The sequence below is a fragment of the Cryptosporangium sp. NPDC051539 genome, from assembly GCF_044454545.1.
Classification (GTDB): Bacteria; Actinomycetota; Actinomycetes; order Mycobacteriales; family Cryptosporangiaceae; genus Cryptosporangium.
Genome location: NZ_JBITDV010000014.1, coordinates 204,070 through 220,443 on the forward strand (window position 1 = coordinate 204,070; position 16,374 = coordinate 220,443).

Genomic DNA, 16,374 nt, shown 5'->3' on the forward strand with positions numbered 1-16,374 from the left:
GCGTCATCGCAACGGACGGCATCGCGATGACACCTCGGCGGTCCCGGTAGACGCCGCGGGTCACATGCTGACGACCTCTGTCTCGATAGTGCATCTGTGACCCTTGCAATGCAACTCCCACTTCGGCGTGGTGCGAGATCGAGGCTGGTGTGAGGCAGCGGGTGGTGCGAAACTCGCGCGGTGTCAGGAAGCCCCACGGTTCGTCGCCGTCGCATCGCCCGAGAGCTGCGTAACCTCCGCGAAAACGCGGGGATGACGCTCGAGCAGGCTGCTCGCCAGCTCGACATGTCCCGCAGCAACCTGTCCCGGATCGAGACCGCCCAAATCGGAATCAAGCCCCGGGACGTCCGCGCCGCCCTGGCCCTGTACGGGGTCACGGGCGAGGACTCCGAGCCCCTCATCGAGATCGCCCGCGGCGCCCAGCAACGAGGCTGGTGGCAGAACTACGGCGACGTGTTGCCGTCGTGGTTCGAGTTCTACGTCGGTCTGGAAGCCGAGGCGGTGCGCATCAGCACCTACGAAGCCGAAGCCGTGCCCGGACTGCTGCAGACCGAGGCCTACGCCCGCGCGGCGTTCCGCCTCACCGCCGGAGACGACGACGTCGATCGGAAGGTGGCGGCTCGCCTACGTCGTCAGGACCTGCTGAAAGGAGACTCGGCGGCAGAATTCTCCGCCGTTCTCAATGAAGCAGTTCTGTTGCGGGCGTTCGGTGGCGTAACGGTGATGCGTGAACAACTTGAGTACATAGCCGAGCTAGCAGCACTACCGAATGTAACCATCCAGGTGTTGCCGTTCGATGTCGGTGGGCACCCCGCGATGACCACACCCTATGTCATCCTTAGTTTCCCGGATCCGGACGACAATTCTGTCGTCTACCTAGATAACCTCACTGTGGGTATCGCTCTGGAGGAGCCGGATCAAGTGGAGGGTTACCAGACCGTCCACGGGAAGCTGTGCGGCATAGCACTCGACCCGGAACAATCCGTACTCCGGATCCGCGAAGCCGCTGGTGACATGTCGTAGTCGTGGCAGGAAAGCTGAGGCAGGTATGACGAACATCGATCTCACTTACGCTCCGTGGCACAAGAGCAAGGCGAGCACGGGCAACGGCAACTGTGTCGAGGTTGCGCTGATGAACACCGTGGTCGCTGTCCGTGACACGAAGGATCGTGGTGGTGCGGCTCTGGTGCTGCCGGCCGCGGAATGGCGGTCCTTCATCAACGGAGCCAAGGCCGGAGAATTCGACCTGGTCTGAAACGGAAAACCCCCGTCTGTGGTCCCCGACCGCGGAAACGTGCCCGGCTTCCAGGCCGGGCTGCGAGTCCGCGGCGGGGTGATACGAGCGGGGGAGCTGGTCGGCCAGTTGGGTAGCACTGGTCAGACCGGCTGGATCACCACGTTGCGCAGGACGGCGTCCGAACCCCAGGCGCCGAATCGCACCGCGCCGCATCCCTCGGCGACCGGTACCGGGTGGTCGGAGAGTCGCTGCCCGTCGAACCAGACGGACGCTTTGGTGCCGCGGATCTCGATCCGGACGACCGGGTCCGTCGCCGCGCTTTCGAGGCTCGCGATCTCCGCGCCGTCCTGGTCGAGCAGGCGGACTTCCTGTTCGGACGGCCGGTACTCGACCGTGAGCGCCGCCGGGGAACCCGGATCCGCGGTCGCCCGCACGCTCAGCACCAGTCCTGCCGTCGCGGAGGGCTCGGCCGGAAGGTCGGTTGCCGTCGCGGAAGGGGCAGCGGGGGCGTCGGAAGGATCGGCCGCCGCGGCCGACGGGTCAGCCGAGAGTTCGGCTGCTGCCGGCGAGGGGGCGCCCGTCGTCGCCGACGGGTCGGCCGTGAGGTCGGTCGGCGTCGCCGACGGCTGGGCCGGGAGATCGGCCGCCGCGCTGAGTTGCCGGCCGTCCGTTTCCAGATGGACGCCGGCCTGGAGCCGTCCGTCGCAGAACTTCGCGTCGGCCAGGTAGGCACCGCCGGTCGTTCCTTCGGCGGGCGGATGCACGGTGAGGCCGGACTGCGGGTCGCCGACGAGCGTCGCGCCGCCGTACGCCTGCGCGGTGCGCGGGTGCAGGGCTTGGGGCGTGTCCCGGTCGTCGGATCGCGGGTTCGTCAAATCATTGGCCCGCATACCGACCATCAGGGTCAGAATCACGGCGATTCCGGCGACGATCGCGCCGATCCGCGCCGGTGCGCCCGGCCGGGTTCCGCGGAGGCTCAGCGCGACGACGAAGCAGACGACGACGATCGCCCCTGCTAAGACCGCCTGATCCGATCGGCTCAGAGATTCCATCCGGAGTGCATGCCCACCTAGGCGGTGGTGTTAACGCCTCACCAGCTAGCCGGCCGGAGGTGCCCCGGCCGGGTCACCGCGCGGAGATCGCTGACCAGCGCACTGACCCGTTCCTGACCGAGCACGCCGACCCAGCCGCCGATCGCCTCGGTGGCCGCGTCGTCGGCGGCACGGGTGCAGGCCCAGCCCCGATCGGTGAGGACGACGAGCTTCGCCCGGCCGTCCCCGTGGTGCGGCCGCCGGTCCACGTATCCCCGTTTGACCAGCTCGTCGACCAGTTGGCTCGCGGCCTGCTTGGTGACGCCGAGGTGCTCGGCTATCGCGCTGATCGTCGCGCCGCCGGGTGCGATCCGGGCGAACACGTATCCGTGGGTGGGCCGGATGTCGTCGAATCCGCGGCGGACCACACCGGCGTGGATCTGGTCGACGAGCGTGCCGGCGGCGCTCAGCAACAGCGTGGAGAGCGCGAGTTCGTCGGCCATGGCTCCGAGAATAAGTGCTTGACGGTTTGGTCAAGCTAGTTGACTATTTAGTCAACCAGCTTGACCAATATCGAAGGAGCGCGCGATGCCAGTCCTGTCCGAAGAGTCGGCTGCGGTGCACGAGATCCACGGCAGCCGCTTCACGTCCTACGTCCGGCCGGCTTCCGGAAGCGCCGAGCTGTGTACTTGGCGCCTGGACGTCCCGGCCGGCACGGCGGGGGTGCCGCACCGGCCGAGCCGCGAAGAGGTGCTGGTGGTGCTGGGTGGCGCCGCCCTGGTGACGATCGACGGCGAGGCGAAGACCGCCACCGCCGGAGACGTCGTGCTGGTGCCGGCCGGAGCCAGCTTCCAGGTCGACGTCACCGGCGACGGGCCGCTGCGGGCCTGGGTCACCACGTCCGTCGGCCTGGTCGCCGAACTCCCGGACGGCTCCACCCTCACCCCGCCGTGGGCGAACTAGCGCCTGCGGACGTTCAGCGCCTGCGGACGATCAGCTGGCCGCGGGCGTTGCTCCAGGCCGACCGCCAGGCGGCGGCCAGGCGGGCCCGGTCGGCCTGGTCGACCTTGATGCACCCGAGCGTCTTGTAGTGGCGGAACTTCGTCCCGGGGATGCCGCTCGAGTGGATGAACAGGTCGTTCCGCACGGTCCGGCGGTTCTTGCAGCGCTGGGCGGAGAGCGCCCAGACGTCACCGCGGACGACCGGGTTACCGGCTCGGTAGTTCGAGAGGAACCGGACCGAGTACCGCCCGACCGGCAGCACCCCGCGGCCCTTCGCGCACTCGTCGAGCGAACCTTGTCCGCTGCCTGCCCGTACCGAAACGAATCGCCGGACGTTGTCCAGCCGGGAGGAGTAGTAGAGCGTGAGCCGGCTGTTCTGCGCCGCGCGGATGTTGATGTCGTAGTAGAAGCGGGGAGCGGTCCGCTGGTAGTGCCGGTCGTAGACGCCGGTGACCTGGGCACCGGCCAAGGCCGGTGACGCCGTGACCTCGACCGTGGCGATCGCGCAGGCGGCAGCGATCGTCGCGGTCACGAGCATGCGAATTTTCGTCAACCTGAACTCCTCTCGATCCGCGCACGGAGAGCGCGGAGGAGAACAGGACACAACAGGCGGAAACGCCCTATTGGTGCGGGTTCGTGTTTCTCGATTTGTCGACGTGCTTCGCAGGGCTACCGCGCGGGCGGTGCGGTAACCGCCCGGGTACGTTCACCGATGACACGTCCTACGCGATTGGGAGACGGACATGGCGCTTACCAGCACCGCGACCGCGCACTGGGAGGGAAGCCTCTTCGAGGGCAAGGGGTCGGTCAACCTCGATTCCTCCGGCCTCGGGTCGTTCGACCTCAACTGGAAGGCCCGCTCCGAGGGTGCGGCGTCGACCACCACGCCGGAGGAGCTCCTCGGCGCGGCTCACGCGGCCTGCTTCTCGATGGCGCTCTCCAACGGGCTGGCCAAGGCCGGCACCCCGGCGACGGCGCTGAACACCTCGGCCGACGTGACGTTCGTGCCCGGCACCGGCATCACCGGCATCAAGCTGACGCTGCGGGGCGACGTTCCCGGCATCTCCGCCGACGACTTCGCCGCCGCGGCCGCCGACGCCAAGGCCAACTGCCCGGTGAGCAAGGCGCTTTCGGGCGTCGAGATCACCTTGGACGCCTCGCTCGCCTGACCTTTCCCGGGCGCGCCGGGGGGTTGCATGGGCCGGAGCCCGCGTAACCCTCCGTCGCGCGGGGTAGCCCTTCCAATGCCACGCGGTGAGGAGGGTAGCCATGGAGCGGCCACCAGCGCGCTTCGTCGTCAGCGCCGTCGACGGTGACACCGTCATCGGTGTCGTCGGTGACCTCGACTCCGACTCCGCCCCGACGCTGCGCACGATGATGGCCAAGGAGTTCGACGCCGGCCGGTCCGTGATCGTCGACCTGGCGCAGTGCCCGTTCCTCGACTCGGTCGGCATCGGCGTCCTGGTGTACGGCTGGAAGGCGGCCAACGCCGAGGGCGGCCAGTTCCACCTGCGCAACATCGGCCGCTACGCCCAGCGCGTCCTCGACCTGGTCGGTCTCTCCGACCTGATTCCGGTGGCCTGATCGGTCCGGGTCCTGAGTCGTCCGGGCACAACGCCGGCGCCGACCCTCCGGGGCCGGCGCCGGGTGTTTCGGGCGTCAGTTCGTGAAGAACGACGGCTGGTACTGCGCGGAGTGCCGGCTCGGGTGCTGCTCGAGCGCCGTGACGACGTCCTGGGCAGCTGCCTGCAGTTCGGTGATCTCGTCCGCGCTGAACACGTGCGGGACGTGCTCGATGACGCAGTGGGCGCCGAGGACGTGTCCGGCCGGCGTGATCAGCGGCGCACCCGCGTAGGCGCGGACGCCGTCGAGCTCCACCTCCGGGTTCGTGCACTGCATCGGGTCGGTGGTGGCGTCCGAGACGACGTACGGCTCACCGGTCAGTACGGTCTGGGCGCAGAACGCCCACTCGGCCGGGCCGCCGCCGGCGCGCATCCAGCCCTCGACGCCGGACGAGCCCACGATCATCGCCGCGTTGTCGAGCATCAGTGTGGTCATCGCGGTCGGCACGTGCAGGTGCGACGCGGTGCGCATCGCGATCGCGTCGAGCTGCTGCCTGAGGTGCGGATCGTCGAGGTCGTAGCTCGCGATCGCGGTGAGACGCTCGCGGCCGGCCAGCCGGTGGTGCAGCAGTGTGCTCATGCGGTGCTCCCGAGCAGCTCGCGGTCGGTGGCGATCGCGTCGAACGCCGCGACCCGGATCTCCAGCGAGCGGCCGCACAGGGCGGTGATCGGGTCGCCGGATTTCATCGCCTCGATCACCCGGTCCAGGGAGTCCGGGTCGGTCTCGCGCCCGGACAGCTTGGTGTCGTTGAGCAGCTGGTGCCAGATCCGGTCGGTGATCTCGGCGTAGACCTCGGCCAGCGCCATGTGGGCCTCGTCCAGGTCCGGTCGCGGCAGACCGTACGGCCCGGACGTCGCGCCGGGCGGGGGGTGCGGGAGATCGATCATTGTCGTCCGTCCTCACGTTCCGCCACCCTGAAACTACTGGCGGTTACGCCCATGATCGCCCATAAAGTCCGTTTAGCCAACCCACCGAATCCGACCCGGACCCCAGCCCCGAGCGCTCAACCGCTCCGACGATCCACGCCGCCTGACCGGGAGGACACGCCGACGACCGCCAAGAGGAAGGTTTCCGCGATAACCGAACCACCCTCGCGCGCTGCGCTACCGCGTCCGGTACATCGCGCCGGACGGCAGGGACCGGAGCAAGCCGTTCCCCGACCGGGAGAAGAAGGCCGCTGACGCGTTCCTCGTCACGACCGAGACCGAGTCGTCTCGCGAGCTGACGGAGTCCCGATCCGGGTGCACATCCATCCCACGTTCGGCGACTTCGATCATTCGGCAATCGGCCCCGAGCAGGTCCGGACGTGGGTTCGGAAGCTCCAACAGGACAGCCTGGCCCAGTCCTACCGGCGGGTGATCTTCGGCCACCTCTCGGCGATGTTCTCCGCGGCCGTCGACGACGAGCGAATCGCCGAGTACCCCAGCAAGGCTCCGACGGTCGAGGCTCCCCGCGTCGATCAGCGCAAGGTCGTCCCCTGGACCCGCGAACGCGTGGCGGCGGTGCGGGGTGGTATCGAACCGAACAGCCGGGTCATGGTCGACCTCGGCTCGGCCGCCGGCCTACGGCGGGGAGAGATCTTCGGGCCGGCCGGCGCTGCCGTGGGAGGTCCCGACCGGCAAGCCGGTCACGGCCAAGCTGCTCGTCTACACCGGCGACCGGAACGCGCACAACCGGAACAACCTCGGCCACTCCGACGCCGGGTTCACACTCCGTACGTACACGCACCTGATGCCGACCAGCGAGACCAGGGCACGCAAAGCCATCGACCAGATGCCTCAAAGGCCCACGAAACCGCAGTTCAGGAGGCCCAGTAACGTCAGAAGTTGATCAATTGGTCCGGGCGCTGGGCGACCTGGGCCGTATCGGTGTTCCGGCGCTCTGACCTGCCCCGACGTTGATGGTGGTCGTCGGTGGCCGCGGGTGAACCTCCGACGGCCTGGTGACGGCCTGCGATGGCGTCCGTCCGGCCGCTGCTCGGCTCGATCCACGGACCCTGCGTCGGATACTGCGGGTAGTCGCCGCCGATGGTTCTCAGAACGACGGACGCTGAGTGTCGAACTCGTCGAGAGCGTCCGCTCGCTGCTGCCCGTCGACTTCATGCCGATAGATCGTCCACGGGACTGGACGCGGACCGTCGTGGTTTCGTCGGGGCAGGGAGTCCGAGCAATTGCCTGGCTCGCCGCCTCCGCGTCCTCGGCACTTGCCTCGACGGTGACCTCGATCGACCCCGGGCTCAGCCCCGGACGGTGTTCCGGCAAAGCCCACCGCCGCGAAACCCTCGGCTTCGTCGGACGGCGCATCCTCATCTCCTGCAAATGGTCCGGCAAACCCTCACCGACCACCGCGCCGACCGCAAACGCCACGTCCTGTGCGTCCTCGGCGCGTCGGCAAACAGATCGAGAACACCGACGCCTACACCTGGCAGCGCGCCACGCCCACCGACGACGACTGCCCACCCCTCGCATCGCTGCTCATGCGAACCCTCACCGACCGGCTGCGATGGCGGGCCGAGTCCGCCGACGCCCAAGCCGCGCTCGGTCCACCCGATCTCCGCTCCCAAGCGTTCCCGCCAAGAGAGGTCGCGGGTAGGTCTGAAACCTGGAGCCTGCTGAGGGCGTCGGGGACAGTCGAGCGGGCCGACGCCGTGGCCCCAGGGATCCCGCCTCAAGGAGGCCCGCTCGCCTGTCCTCGTCGTCCTCAGCAGGCCGCCCACTAATCGCGGCGGCGGCCTGGGAGTTGCGCCGTCTGACCGTAAAACTGCTCGATCTGCACGACGACGCCCTCGAACTCGGAGAAGTCGACCGGTTTGGTCACGTACGCGTTCGCGTGCAGGTCGTAGGAGCGCAGGATGTCTTCGTCGGCGGACGAGGTCGTCAGCACGACGACCGGAATGCTCGCCAGGTCGTCGTCGCGCTTGAGCTCCTCGAGCACCTCGCGGCCGCTCATCCGGGGCATGTTCAGGTCGAGCAGCACCAGGTGCGGACGCGGCGCGTCCTTGTGCTCACCCTCCCGGCGCAGGAACTCCATCGCGTGCACGCCGTCGGAGACGATGTGCAGCGTGCTGCCGAAACCGTGGGTGATCAGCGCTTCTTCGATGATCAGGACGTCACCGGCGTCGTCGTCGACGATCAAGACATCGAACGGAACCGGCGGAGATATCTGCGTCATCATCATGGGGGTCTCCTACCGTGCCGACGGGTACGGATCGCCCCGCGCGCTTCTGGACGGGAGTCCGGCGCCAATCGTACGGTTCCACGACGTCGGACGGTATAGGGGGCCGAAGGCCTGATACGGCTAATTCTTCGGGCTCGTTTCCGGGCCGTCGACCGGCACCGAAACCGCCATCGTCGTGCCGGGATTGGCGTGCCGGACCCGGATCGTGCCGCCGTGTCTCTCGACGATCGCCCGGGCCAGTGGCAGGCCCAGACCGGTCCCGTTGATGCCCCGCTCGGTACCGGCCGAAGACCGGAAGAACCGCTCGAACAAGCGTGGGCGCTCGGCTTCCGGGATCCCCAGACCGGCGTCGGTCACGGTCAGCACCGCGTGATCGCCGTCGTGCTCGAGCCGTATTCCGACGTCGCCGCCGTCGGGGGAGTATTTCACCGCGTTCGACAGCAACTCGTCGGCCAGCTGGCGCAGCCGCACCGGGTCCCCGCACACCGCCAGCACCCGCGGAGCGTCCACGTGAAGTTTGACGTCGTTGCGTTCGGCGACCGGGCGGAGCGCCGAGACGGACGCGGCGACGATCTCGCAGAGATCAACCTGGACGAGGTCCAGCGAGATGTCGCCGGACTCCAATCCGGCGAGGTCGAGCAGGCCGGTGACGATGCCGCGCAGCGCGTGGGCGTTGCGGTCGACCGACTCGAGGAGCATCCGGTTGTCGCCCACGATGTGCTCGGTGTCGGTGAGCAGCAGTTCGGTGTGGGACACGATCGACGTGAGCGGCGTGCGGAGCTCGTGCCCGACGAGGGCCAGGAAGTCGTCCTTGGTCCGGGTCAGTTCGAGGGAGAGGCCGTCGGCCCTGCGTCTGGACAGGAACTGCCCGACGTGCGCGGCGACGCCCGAGAGCAGCGAGAGCAGCGAGCTCTCCGGCTCTTCGACCGTCGCGCCGAAGAACGTCAGGACGCCGATGAACTGCTCGGGCGTCCGGATCGGGACGGCGACGGCCGACCGCAGCCCGAAGCGGCCGGCGGTCGCGGCCAGGCTGGGATGCGCTCCGGCGGCGGCCACGTCGGCGTACCAGCGGGGAGCGGTCGTCGCCCAGACCTCGCCGGGAAGTCCCTCGCCGCGGGCCAGCCGGTCGGGCATCGGGTCGGACGGCTGATGGCCGGGTGCCACCCACCGGGCCGCGGGATAGAGCACGTCCTCGGCCTCGTCGGCGAGCCAGAGCTCGCCGTACGGCCAGGACAGCCGTTTCCCGACCGCGGCCAGAACGGCCGTACCGGCCTCGGCGACGGAAGCCGAGATCGTGAGCGCCTCGGACACGGCCAGTTCGCAGTCGCCGAATCGGGTGGCGAGACGGCGCTCGGTAATGTCGTGCAGGGTGAGCAGCGCACCCAGCGTGCGTCCGGCCTCGTTCCGCACCGCCTCGCCGTGGACGCGGTAGGTACGGGGGCGGCGGCCGTCCGGGCCGAGGTGGATCTCGTGGTCGCGGATCCGCTCGCCGCGCAGTGCCCTGGACAGCGGGAGCTCCCCTTGGACCAGCCGGGAGCCGTCGGGATTGCGCAGGCATCCGGAGATGCGACTCACGTCGAGGCCGACGCGCAACTCGCCGAGGTCGGCGTCGTCGGCGGTCCGCTCCCAGCTCGCGGTGGTGCCGCTGGCGCAGGCGATCGCCATCGCACGGTTGAAGAGGAGGATGCGTCCTTTCGGATCACACAAAACGACAGCGCTGTCGAGGTTCTCGACGAGGGAACGGAGGAACTGCTGCGGAAGGTTCTCGGGGAAGGGATCCGTGGGCGGCTTGGCCGGGGGGATGTCGCGCTGCGCCATCTCGCGGACATTAGCCCAGAAACGGCGTAATTCTCTTCTTTACCCGCTGCGCTGAGCGGCTAAGCACGAATTCTGGATAACACTGGCGTGAGGCCTGTAAGGGGTGATCGATGCATTGCGTGATCTACGTCGACGGCGTGGTCAAACCGGTTGAGGGTGACCTCGAAGCGATGCTGGCGGCGATGGAGGGACTCACCGGCTCCGACTTCGGCTGGCTTTCCCTCTGGACGCCGGAGGCCGACGAGCTCGGCACGGTCGCGACCAGGCTGAACCTGCCGCCGCTGGCCGTCGAGGACGCACTGCAGGCCCACCAGCGGGCCAAGGTCGAGCGGTACGACGATCAGACGTTCGTCGTACTGAAGACGCTGAAATACACCGACGAGACCTCGGCGATCGAGACCGGTGAGATCGAGCTGTTCCTCCTCCGGAACGCGGTGGTGACGGTCAGCCACGGCAACCAGCACGACCCGGTGCGGGAGGCCCGCCGCCGGCTGGACGGCTCCCCGAAGGCGTTTGAGCACGGCGCGGGCGCGGTCGTCTACGAGCTGGCCGACGCGATCGTGGACTCGTACGTGGCGATCGTCGGTGAGGTGCGCACCGACGTCACCCAGCTGGAGCTGGCGGTGTTCGCGCCGGAACGCCAGGACGTCACCCAGCGGATCTACGAGCTCAAGCGCGAGGTGCTGGAGTTCCGCGAGGCGGTCGAGCCGCTGGAGCCGGTGGCCCGCGCGATCATGCGCGGCGACACCGTGCTGCCGGGCGGCAACACGCCGCACTTCCGGGACGTCGCCGACCACGTACTGCAGGTGAACACGCAGGTCAGGGGCTTCGACGACCTGATCACCTCGATCCTCAACGCCCAGCTGGCCCGGACCGGGGCGTGGCAGAACGAGGACATGCGCAAGATCTCCGCGTACGCGGCGCTGATCGCCGGGCCGACGCTCCTGGCCGGGATCTGGGGCATGAACTTCACGCACATGCCCGAACTGCACTGGCTACTCGGGTATCCGCTGGCGGTGCTGATGATGGTCGCGGTGTCGGGGGCGTTGTACCGGGTGTTCCGGAAGAACCACTGGCTCTAGGCGCGAGCCCTCGGCTTCACGGAGCGAGCCCTCGGCTTCACGGGGCGAGCCATCGGACCAGGGAGCGCGCCGCGCGGAGCACCAGCGAGCGCTCGTAGGTGAGCACGTAGTCGAAGCGGCGCTCGCCCTCCGGGCCGGTGTCGCCGAGGTCGCGGGCCACCAGCGCACCGGCGAAGTGCGGTCCGACGATGACGACGTTCCACTCGCGCGTGAGCGGGTCGTGCGTTTCCAGGCCGGCACCGCGGACGCCCGGCGCGGGCTCGGCGCTGACCCCCTCGCCGATCGCGGCCACCAGCCCGGCCGACTCGGCCAGCGTGGCGAACCGGGCCCGGGTGGTCGGCGAGAGGTTGCGGTCGTGCTGGAAGCACGCCAGGACGACCGGCGGCTCCTCGGAGTCCAATCCCTTCGTCTCGAGGTACTTGCTGATCGTGAGCAGCGCGCTCTTCGTCGCTCGGTGCGGCGGGCGGCACGCGGAGAGCAGGTCGAACGGCGTCCCGGTGGGATCTTCGACCACCCGGCGGTAGAGCCGCTCCGGCGGCAGCGACGGGGCGCCCTCGGTCGGCAGCGCCGCCGGACGCCCGGTCAGCCAGCCCTGGACGATCGACGCGCCCATCGTGCGGGCGGTCGCGAGGTGCGCGGCGGTCTCGATGCCCTCGGCCAGGATCGCCGCGCCGGACCGCTCGGCCTGCGCGATGACGCTGTTCACCACCCGGGCGGTCTCGAGGTCGTCCGGACGACGGATCAGGTGCATGTCGAGCTTGATGACGTCCGGGTCGAGCAACGGCATCAGCGCCAGCGACGCCGGAATCGCGCCGACGTCGTCCAGCGCGATGCCGCAGCCCGCGGCCCGCAGCGCGGACGCCGCGGTGAGCAGGCCCGCCGGGTCGTCAGCGATCGACCGCTCAGTCATCTCGACGACCAGGTGCAGCCGGCGCTCGGCCTCGCGGATCGCGGGCAGCAGGTCGTCGGGGCAGGCGGTCGCGGCAGCCGGTGGTTCGGCGTTGACGAACAGCGCGGTGGTCCGGTCGAGGCCGGCGGCGATCGCCGCGCGGCCGATCCGGGCCCGGCAGGCCCAGTCGAGCTCGGCGACCCGTCCGACCTCGGCGGCCGCCTCGAACAGTGCGATCGGCGACTCCCAGGGGGTGCCTTGCGGACCGCGGCTCAGTGCTTCGTAGCCGATCAGCGCCCGGTCCTCGGCCCGGACCAGCGGCTGGAACATCGGGAAGATCGCGCGGGCGTCGATGACCGCGTCGATCGTGGGGAACCGAGTATTCGCGCGGCCGCGGCTGTCGGGGCGCGCGGCACCGACCGCTCCGGAGCGGGCCTGGGCGGCGATCGAGCCGGGGCGCGGTACGAGCCGGAGCGTGCTGTCCGCGGCCCGCTCGGCGTACGAAGTCTCGGTCATGCTGACTTGATCGGTGCCGTCTGTTAGCCGGCGAGTAGAGCGCGGTTGCGGTTCGGTTGCTCAATGGACGTCCCAATAGATAGTTGAGGAGCACCACCAATGGAGATGAGCCAGTCGGAGCTCGAAGAGCTCGGGAAGTCGCAGTCGGCGTACATGCGGGCCGCCGGCCTGATCCTGACCGCGGCGGGCGGCACCGAGGTGCGCGGGTACCTCGACCTCGGGCCGGAGCACCACACCCCGTTCGGTGTGGTGCACGGCGGCGTGTACGCGTCCGCGGTGGAGACGGCGGCGAGCTTCGGAGCGTCGCTCGCGGTGCAGGACCGCAACCAGTTCGCCGTCGGCGTACACAACGCCACGGACTTTCTGCGGTCGATGACCGACGGGAGGGTGAGCCTGGTCGCAACGCCGATCCAGCAGGGCCGGACGCAGCAGCTGTGGCTGGTGGTCCTGACCAGGGACTCCGACGACAAAGCAGTGGCTCGAGGGCAGGTCCGGTTGCAGAACGTGCCGCTACCGGGCGCTTAATGCTCGCGCGGCGTTCCGGCATAGGGTGGACACCGTGAGCACACACTTCGACGTCGTGGTACTGGGCGCGGGCCCGGGTGGGTATGTCGCCGCGATCCGAGCCGCGCAGCTCGGCAAGAAGACGGCGATCATCGAGAAGCAGTACTGGGGTGGGGTGTGCCTCAACGTGGGCTGCATCCCGTCCAAGGCGCTGCTGCGGAACGCCGAACTCGCCTACCTCTTCCAGAACGAGGCGAAGCAGTTCGGCATCACCGTCGACGGCACGGTTTCGTTCGACTACAAGGCCGCGTACGACCGCAGCCGCAAGGTCGCCGACGGCCGCGTCAAGGGCGTCCACTTCTTGATGAAGAAGAACAAGATCCAGCAGTTCCACGGCTGGGGCACGTTCACCGACGCCAACACGGTCGAGGTCGCGCTCAACGACGGCGGCACCGAGACGATCACGTTCGACAACGCGATCGTCGCGTCCGGGGCCACCACCCGCCTGCTGCCGGGCACCTCGCTCTCCGACCGGGTCGTCACGTACGAGGAGCAGATCCTCACCGACAACCTGCCCGAGCGCATCGTCATCGCCGGTGCCGGCGCGATCGGCGTCGAGTTCGCGTACGTGATGCGCAACTACGGCGTCGACGTGACGATCGTCGAGTTCCTCGACCGGCTGGTGCCGCTGGAAGACGTCGAGGTGTCGACGGAGCTCGCGAAGCGCTACAAGAAGCTCGGCATCAAGGTGCTCACGTCGACCCGGGTCGAGTCGATCGACGACTCGGGACCGTCGGTGAAGGTGACGGTCTCCAAAGACGGGTCCCAGCAGGTGCTGGAGACCGACAAGGTGCTGCAGGCGATCGGGTTCGCGCCGCGGACCGAGGGCTTCGGCCTCGACAAGACCGGGGTCGCTCTCACCGACCGCGGTGCGATCGACATCGACGAGTTCTGCCGGACGAGCGTCCCGCACATCTTCGCGATCGGCGACGGCACCGCCAAGCTCATGCTCGCGCACGCCGCCGAGGCGATGGGCATCATCGCCGCCGAGACGATCGCCGGGGCCGAGACCCAGTCGGTCGATTACGTGATGATCCCGCGGGCGACGTACTGCCAGCCGCAGATCGCCTCGTTCGGCTACACCGAGGCCCAGGCGCGTGAGAAGGGGTACGACGTCCAGGTCGCGAAGTTCCCGTTCACCGCGAACGCGAAGGCGCACGGGCTGGGCGACCCGGGTGGTTTCGTGAAGATCCTGTCGGACGCGAAGTACGGCGAGCTGTTGGGCGCGCACATGATCGGGCCGGATGTGACCGAGCTGCTGCCGGAGCTGACGCTGGCCCAGCAGTGGGACCTGACGGTGCACGAGGTGGGCCGGAACGTGCACGCGCACCCGACGCTGTCGGAGGCGGTAAAGGAAGCGATCCACGGCCTGGCCGGCCACATGATCAACTTCTGACATTACTGGGCCTCCTGACCTGCGGTTGTGCGGGTCAGGGGGCCGCTCAGGCCATGCGTCGTTCTTGGGCGTCTGGTCGATGGCTTGCGCGCCCGGGTCTCGCTGGGGATGAGGTTCGAGCGTGGTCCACTACCAGCGTGCGGATCACGGTGGACGAGGAAGCCGATGCGGCGTACGTCGAGATCGCCGACGACGTCCAGGACGGGGAAGCCGTCGAGCAAGTGGTCATCGATCGGCCTGGCCATGGTGACGTCGTGCTCGACTTCGACGCTGCCGGCCACCTGTTGGGCGTCGAGATCATCGGCGCGAGCCGGCTGCTCCGGTAGCTACCCAGGAGTAGCGGTTGCCGGTCCCGCGAAGCGCGGGCCAGTCCTGTTCTCGATCGGTCAGGTCTGAAGCAACCGCTCCACGACGGCGCGCACCCCGGTCGCGGGCCGGCCGATCACCTTCTCCAGCGTCGGGTCGGTGACCGCGAACTCACCCCGGCGCGCGGCGCGGAACATGCCGAGGAAGAATTCGGCGGCGGCCGGTGGCATGCCGCTGGTGGCCGCCCACTCCTCGTCGCTGACCACGACCCGCGTCACGGGGCGGCCGAGCACGTCGCTGACGACCGCGGCCACGGCCTCGAAGTCCAGCGCCTCGGGCCCGGTCAGCGGCGGTGTGGCGCCGTCGAACAGGCCGTCGGTGGTGAGCGCGGCCACGGCGACGTCGGCCAGGTCGTCGTGCGAGGTCCAGGAGAACGGGCCGTCCTCGGGCAGCGTCAGCCGACCGGTCTCCCGGACGCCGCCGAGAGTCAGGCCGATCGCGGTGGCGTAGTAGCCGTTGCGCAGCGCGGTGAACGGCACGCCGAGCCCGGCCAGGTGCTCCTCGGTCCGCGCGTGGGTCTGCGCCGCCCCGAACAGCGAGTTGCGGGACGCGGCCTGGTGGCTGGTGTAGAGGATCCGTTTCGCGCCGGCCGCACTGGCTGCGTCGAGCGCGGCCGTGTTCGCGGCCACTGCCTCGTCGGCGCCGCGGATCGCGGCCGAGACGACGAGCACCTGCTCTGCGCCCTCGAACGCGTGCTCCAGGGAGGCCGGGTCGGTGAAGTCGGCGGCGCGGATCCGTACGCCGCGCTCGGCGAGCGCGCCGGCCTTCGCGGGTTCCCGCACGCTGATCGCAACGCGCTCGGCCGGCACCCGCCGCAGCAGCCGCTCGACGATTCGCGATCCGAGCTGGCCGGTGGCTCCGGTGATGACGAACATGGCGGTCTCCCTTGTTGTTTCCAGCGATACGCAAACGACGTTAGCACTGGTTTGTTTTCACTGCCAACGGCCGATTGTTATCGTTGATAAGTGACCGGAAGAGAGCAGATCGTCGAGGCCGCGGCCCAACTCCTGCGCGAGCACGGGATCCGCGCCGTGACCACCCGCGCCGTGGCCGAGGCGGCCGGCGTACAGGCGCCCACGATCTACCGCCTGTTCGGCGACAAGGACGGCCTGGTCGACGCGGTCGCCGAACACGTGCTGAGCGCGTACGTGGCCGCGAAACTGCGCACCCACGTCGACGACGACCCGGTGGCCGACTTGCGGGCCGGCTGGCGGTCGCACATCGAGTTCGGCCTGGCCAACCCGAGCCTGTTCACGTTGATGTACTCGTCGGAGCGCACCGCGCAGTCACCGGCGATCGCCGCCGGTATCGAGAAGCTCCGCGCGCGCATCCGGGCGCTCGCCACCGCCGGGCTGCTCCGGGTCGACGAGGACCGCGCGCTCGCGATGGTGCACGCGGCCGGTGTCGGCGCCGTGCTGGCGGTGCTCGACGGCGCCGCCGACCGGCGGGACCCCGGGTTCGCCGACGCGATGTTCGACGCGGTCGCGAGCGCGATCCTCGGCGCGGGAACGGCCGTACCCGACGACTCGCTGCGGACGGTCGCGATCACGTTCGGAACGCTGATCGACGACCTGCCCGCCCTCACCGACGCCGAGCGGACACTGATGAGCGAGTGGCTCAGCCGCTCGCTGGCCGCCGCCCGACCGGGGCCGGCGGGTGAACAGCCCCGATAA

19 protein-coding genes are annotated in these 16,374 nt (G+C 69.3%); 10 read left to right on the forward strand and 9 right to left on the reverse strand.

All coding sequences use genetic code 11. The annotated features are described in order from the left end of the window. Positions 1-180: 180 nt before the first annotated feature. On the forward strand, positions 181-1,023 hold the full coding sequence (locus tag ACIBZJ_RS36340) for a helix-turn-helix domain-containing protein (protein WP_395937946.1): 843 nt from the start codon (positions 181-183) through the stop codon (positions 1,021-1,023). A gap of 25 nt (positions 1,024-1,048) precedes the next feature. Next, a complete protein-coding gene (locus ACIBZJ_RS36345) occupies positions 1,049-1,255 on the forward strand; it encodes a DUF397 domain-containing protein (RefSeq protein ID WP_395937948.1) in 207 nt (68 codons plus the stop codon). Between the two features lie 122 nt (positions 1,256-1,377). Here ACIBZJ_RS36345 and ACIBZJ_RS36350 read toward each other — a convergent pair whose 3' ends face one another. Both ACIBZJ_RS36350 and ACIBZJ_RS36355 read right to left on the reverse strand, forming a co-directional pair. Then, entirely contained in the window at positions 1,378-2,289 is a 912-nt protein-coding gene (locus tag ACIBZJ_RS36350; protein WP_395937950.1) for a hypothetical protein, read from the reverse strand. A 38-nt stretch (positions 2,290-2,327) separates the two neighbouring features. Then, positions 2,328-2,771, reverse strand: a complete 444-nt coding sequence (locus ACIBZJ_RS36355; protein WP_395937952.1) for a MarR family winged helix-turn-helix transcriptional regulator — start codon at positions 2,769-2,771, stop codon at positions 2,328-2,330. 85 nt (positions 2,772-2,856) lie between these two features. Between ACIBZJ_RS36355 and ACIBZJ_RS36360 the strand changes: the two genes are divergently transcribed. Further along, entirely contained in the window at positions 2,857-3,231 is a 375-nt protein-coding gene (locus tag ACIBZJ_RS36360; RefSeq protein WP_395937954.1) for a cupin domain-containing protein, read from the forward strand. Positions 3,232-3,244: 13 nt separating this feature from the next. Here ACIBZJ_RS36360 and ACIBZJ_RS36365 read toward each other — a convergent pair whose 3' ends face one another. Next, positions 3,245-3,823, reverse strand: coding sequence for a hypothetical protein (locus tag ACIBZJ_RS36365; RefSeq protein WP_395937956.1), 579 nt, complete (start codon positions 3,821-3,823; stop codon positions 3,245-3,247). Between the two features lie 190 nt (positions 3,824-4,013). Between ACIBZJ_RS36365 and ACIBZJ_RS36370 the strand changes: the two genes are divergently transcribed. Together ACIBZJ_RS36370 and ACIBZJ_RS36375 are read left to right on the forward strand one after the other, a co-directional pair. Then, positions 4,014-4,439 carry an OsmC family peroxiredoxin gene (locus tag ACIBZJ_RS36370; protein ID WP_395937958.1) on the forward strand — a complete coding sequence of 142 codons (426 nt, stop codon included), beginning with the start codon at positions 4,014-4,016 and terminating at the stop codon, positions 4,437-4,439. A 100-nt stretch (positions 4,440-4,539) separates the two neighbouring features. Continuing rightward, positions 4,540-4,854, forward strand: coding sequence for an STAS domain-containing protein (locus ACIBZJ_RS36375; protein ID WP_395937960.1), 315 nt, complete (start codon positions 4,540-4,542; stop codon positions 4,852-4,854). Between the two features lie 75 nt (positions 4,855-4,929). On the opposite strand, the gene ACIBZJ_RS36380 is transcribed toward ACIBZJ_RS36375, so the two are convergent. The 4 genes from ACIBZJ_RS36380 to ACIBZJ_RS36395 all read right to left on the reverse strand — a co-directional run bounded on the left by ACIBZJ_RS36380 (position 4,930) and on the right by ACIBZJ_RS36395 (position 9,888). Then, positions 4,930-5,472: a GAF domain-containing protein gene (locus tag ACIBZJ_RS36380; RefSeq protein ID WP_395937962.1), complete on the reverse strand. Its 543-nt coding sequence runs from the start codon at positions 5,470-5,472 to the stop codon at positions 4,930-4,932. Then, positions 5,469-5,780 carry a hypothetical protein gene (locus ACIBZJ_RS36385; protein WP_395937964.1) on the reverse strand — a complete coding sequence of 104 codons (312 nt, stop codon included), beginning with the start codon at positions 5,778-5,780 and terminating at the stop codon, positions 5,469-5,471. The genes ACIBZJ_RS36380 and ACIBZJ_RS36385 overlap by 4 nt, the downstream gene beginning before the upstream one ends. Before the next feature lie 1,828 nt (positions 5,781-7,608). Next, positions 7,609-8,064, reverse strand: a complete 456-nt coding sequence (locus tag ACIBZJ_RS36390; protein ID WP_395938148.1) for a response regulator — start codon at positions 8,062-8,064, stop codon at positions 7,609-7,611. Positions 8,065-8,190: 126 nt separating this feature from the next. Then, the gene (locus ACIBZJ_RS36395; protein WP_395937966.1) at positions 8,191-9,888 is read right to left on the reverse strand and encodes an ATP-binding protein; all 1,698 of its coding nucleotides are present in this window, start codon (positions 9,886-9,888) and stop codon (positions 8,191-8,193) included. Between the two features lie 110 nt (positions 9,889-9,998). Here ACIBZJ_RS36395 and ACIBZJ_RS36400 point away from each other — a divergent pair, with 110 nt between their 5' ends. Further along, a complete protein-coding gene (locus ACIBZJ_RS36400; protein ID WP_395937968.1) occupies positions 9,999-10,970 on the forward strand; it encodes a magnesium and cobalt transport protein CorA in 972 nt (323 codons plus the stop codon). 37 nt (positions 10,971-11,007) lie between these two features. Here the strand turns inward: ACIBZJ_RS36400 and ACIBZJ_RS36405 are convergent, their stop codons facing one another. After that, positions 11,008-12,375: an EAL domain-containing protein gene (locus ACIBZJ_RS36405; RefSeq protein ID WP_395937970.1), complete on the reverse strand. Its 1,368-nt coding sequence runs from the start codon at positions 12,373-12,375 to the stop codon at positions 11,008-11,010. A gap of 105 nt (positions 12,376-12,480) precedes the next feature. Between ACIBZJ_RS36405 and ACIBZJ_RS36410 the strand changes: the two genes are divergently transcribed. The 3 genes from ACIBZJ_RS36410 (at position 12,481) to ACIBZJ_RS36420 (ending at position 14,661) form a co-directional block, all read left to right on the forward strand. Continuing rightward, positions 12,481-12,900: a PaaI family thioesterase gene (locus tag ACIBZJ_RS36410; protein WP_395937972.1), complete on the forward strand. Its 420-nt coding sequence runs from the start codon at positions 12,481-12,483 to the stop codon at positions 12,898-12,900. Positions 12,901-12,934: 34 nt separating this feature from the next. Next, entirely contained in the window at positions 12,935-14,335 is a 1,401-nt protein-coding gene (gene lpdA / locus ACIBZJ_RS36415; protein WP_395937975.1) for a dihydrolipoyl dehydrogenase, read from the forward strand. Between the two features lie 137 nt (positions 14,336-14,472). Beyond that, positions 14,473-14,661, forward strand: a complete 189-nt coding sequence (locus ACIBZJ_RS36420; RefSeq protein WP_395937977.1) for a DUF2283 domain-containing protein — start codon at positions 14,473-14,475, stop codon at positions 14,659-14,661. Positions 14,662-14,721: 60 nt separating this feature from the next. Here ACIBZJ_RS36420 and ACIBZJ_RS36425 read toward each other — a convergent pair whose 3' ends face one another. Continuing rightward, positions 14,722-15,576, reverse strand: coding sequence for an NAD(P)H-binding protein (locus ACIBZJ_RS36425; protein ID WP_395937979.1), 855 nt, complete (start codon positions 15,574-15,576; stop codon positions 14,722-14,724). A 90-nt stretch (positions 15,577-15,666) separates the two neighbouring features. On the opposite strand from ACIBZJ_RS36425, the gene ACIBZJ_RS36430 reads away from it, so the two are divergent. Continuing rightward, a complete protein-coding gene (locus ACIBZJ_RS36430) occupies positions 15,667-16,374 on the forward strand; it encodes a TetR/AcrR family transcriptional regulator (RefSeq protein WP_395937981.1) in 708 nt (235 codons plus the stop codon).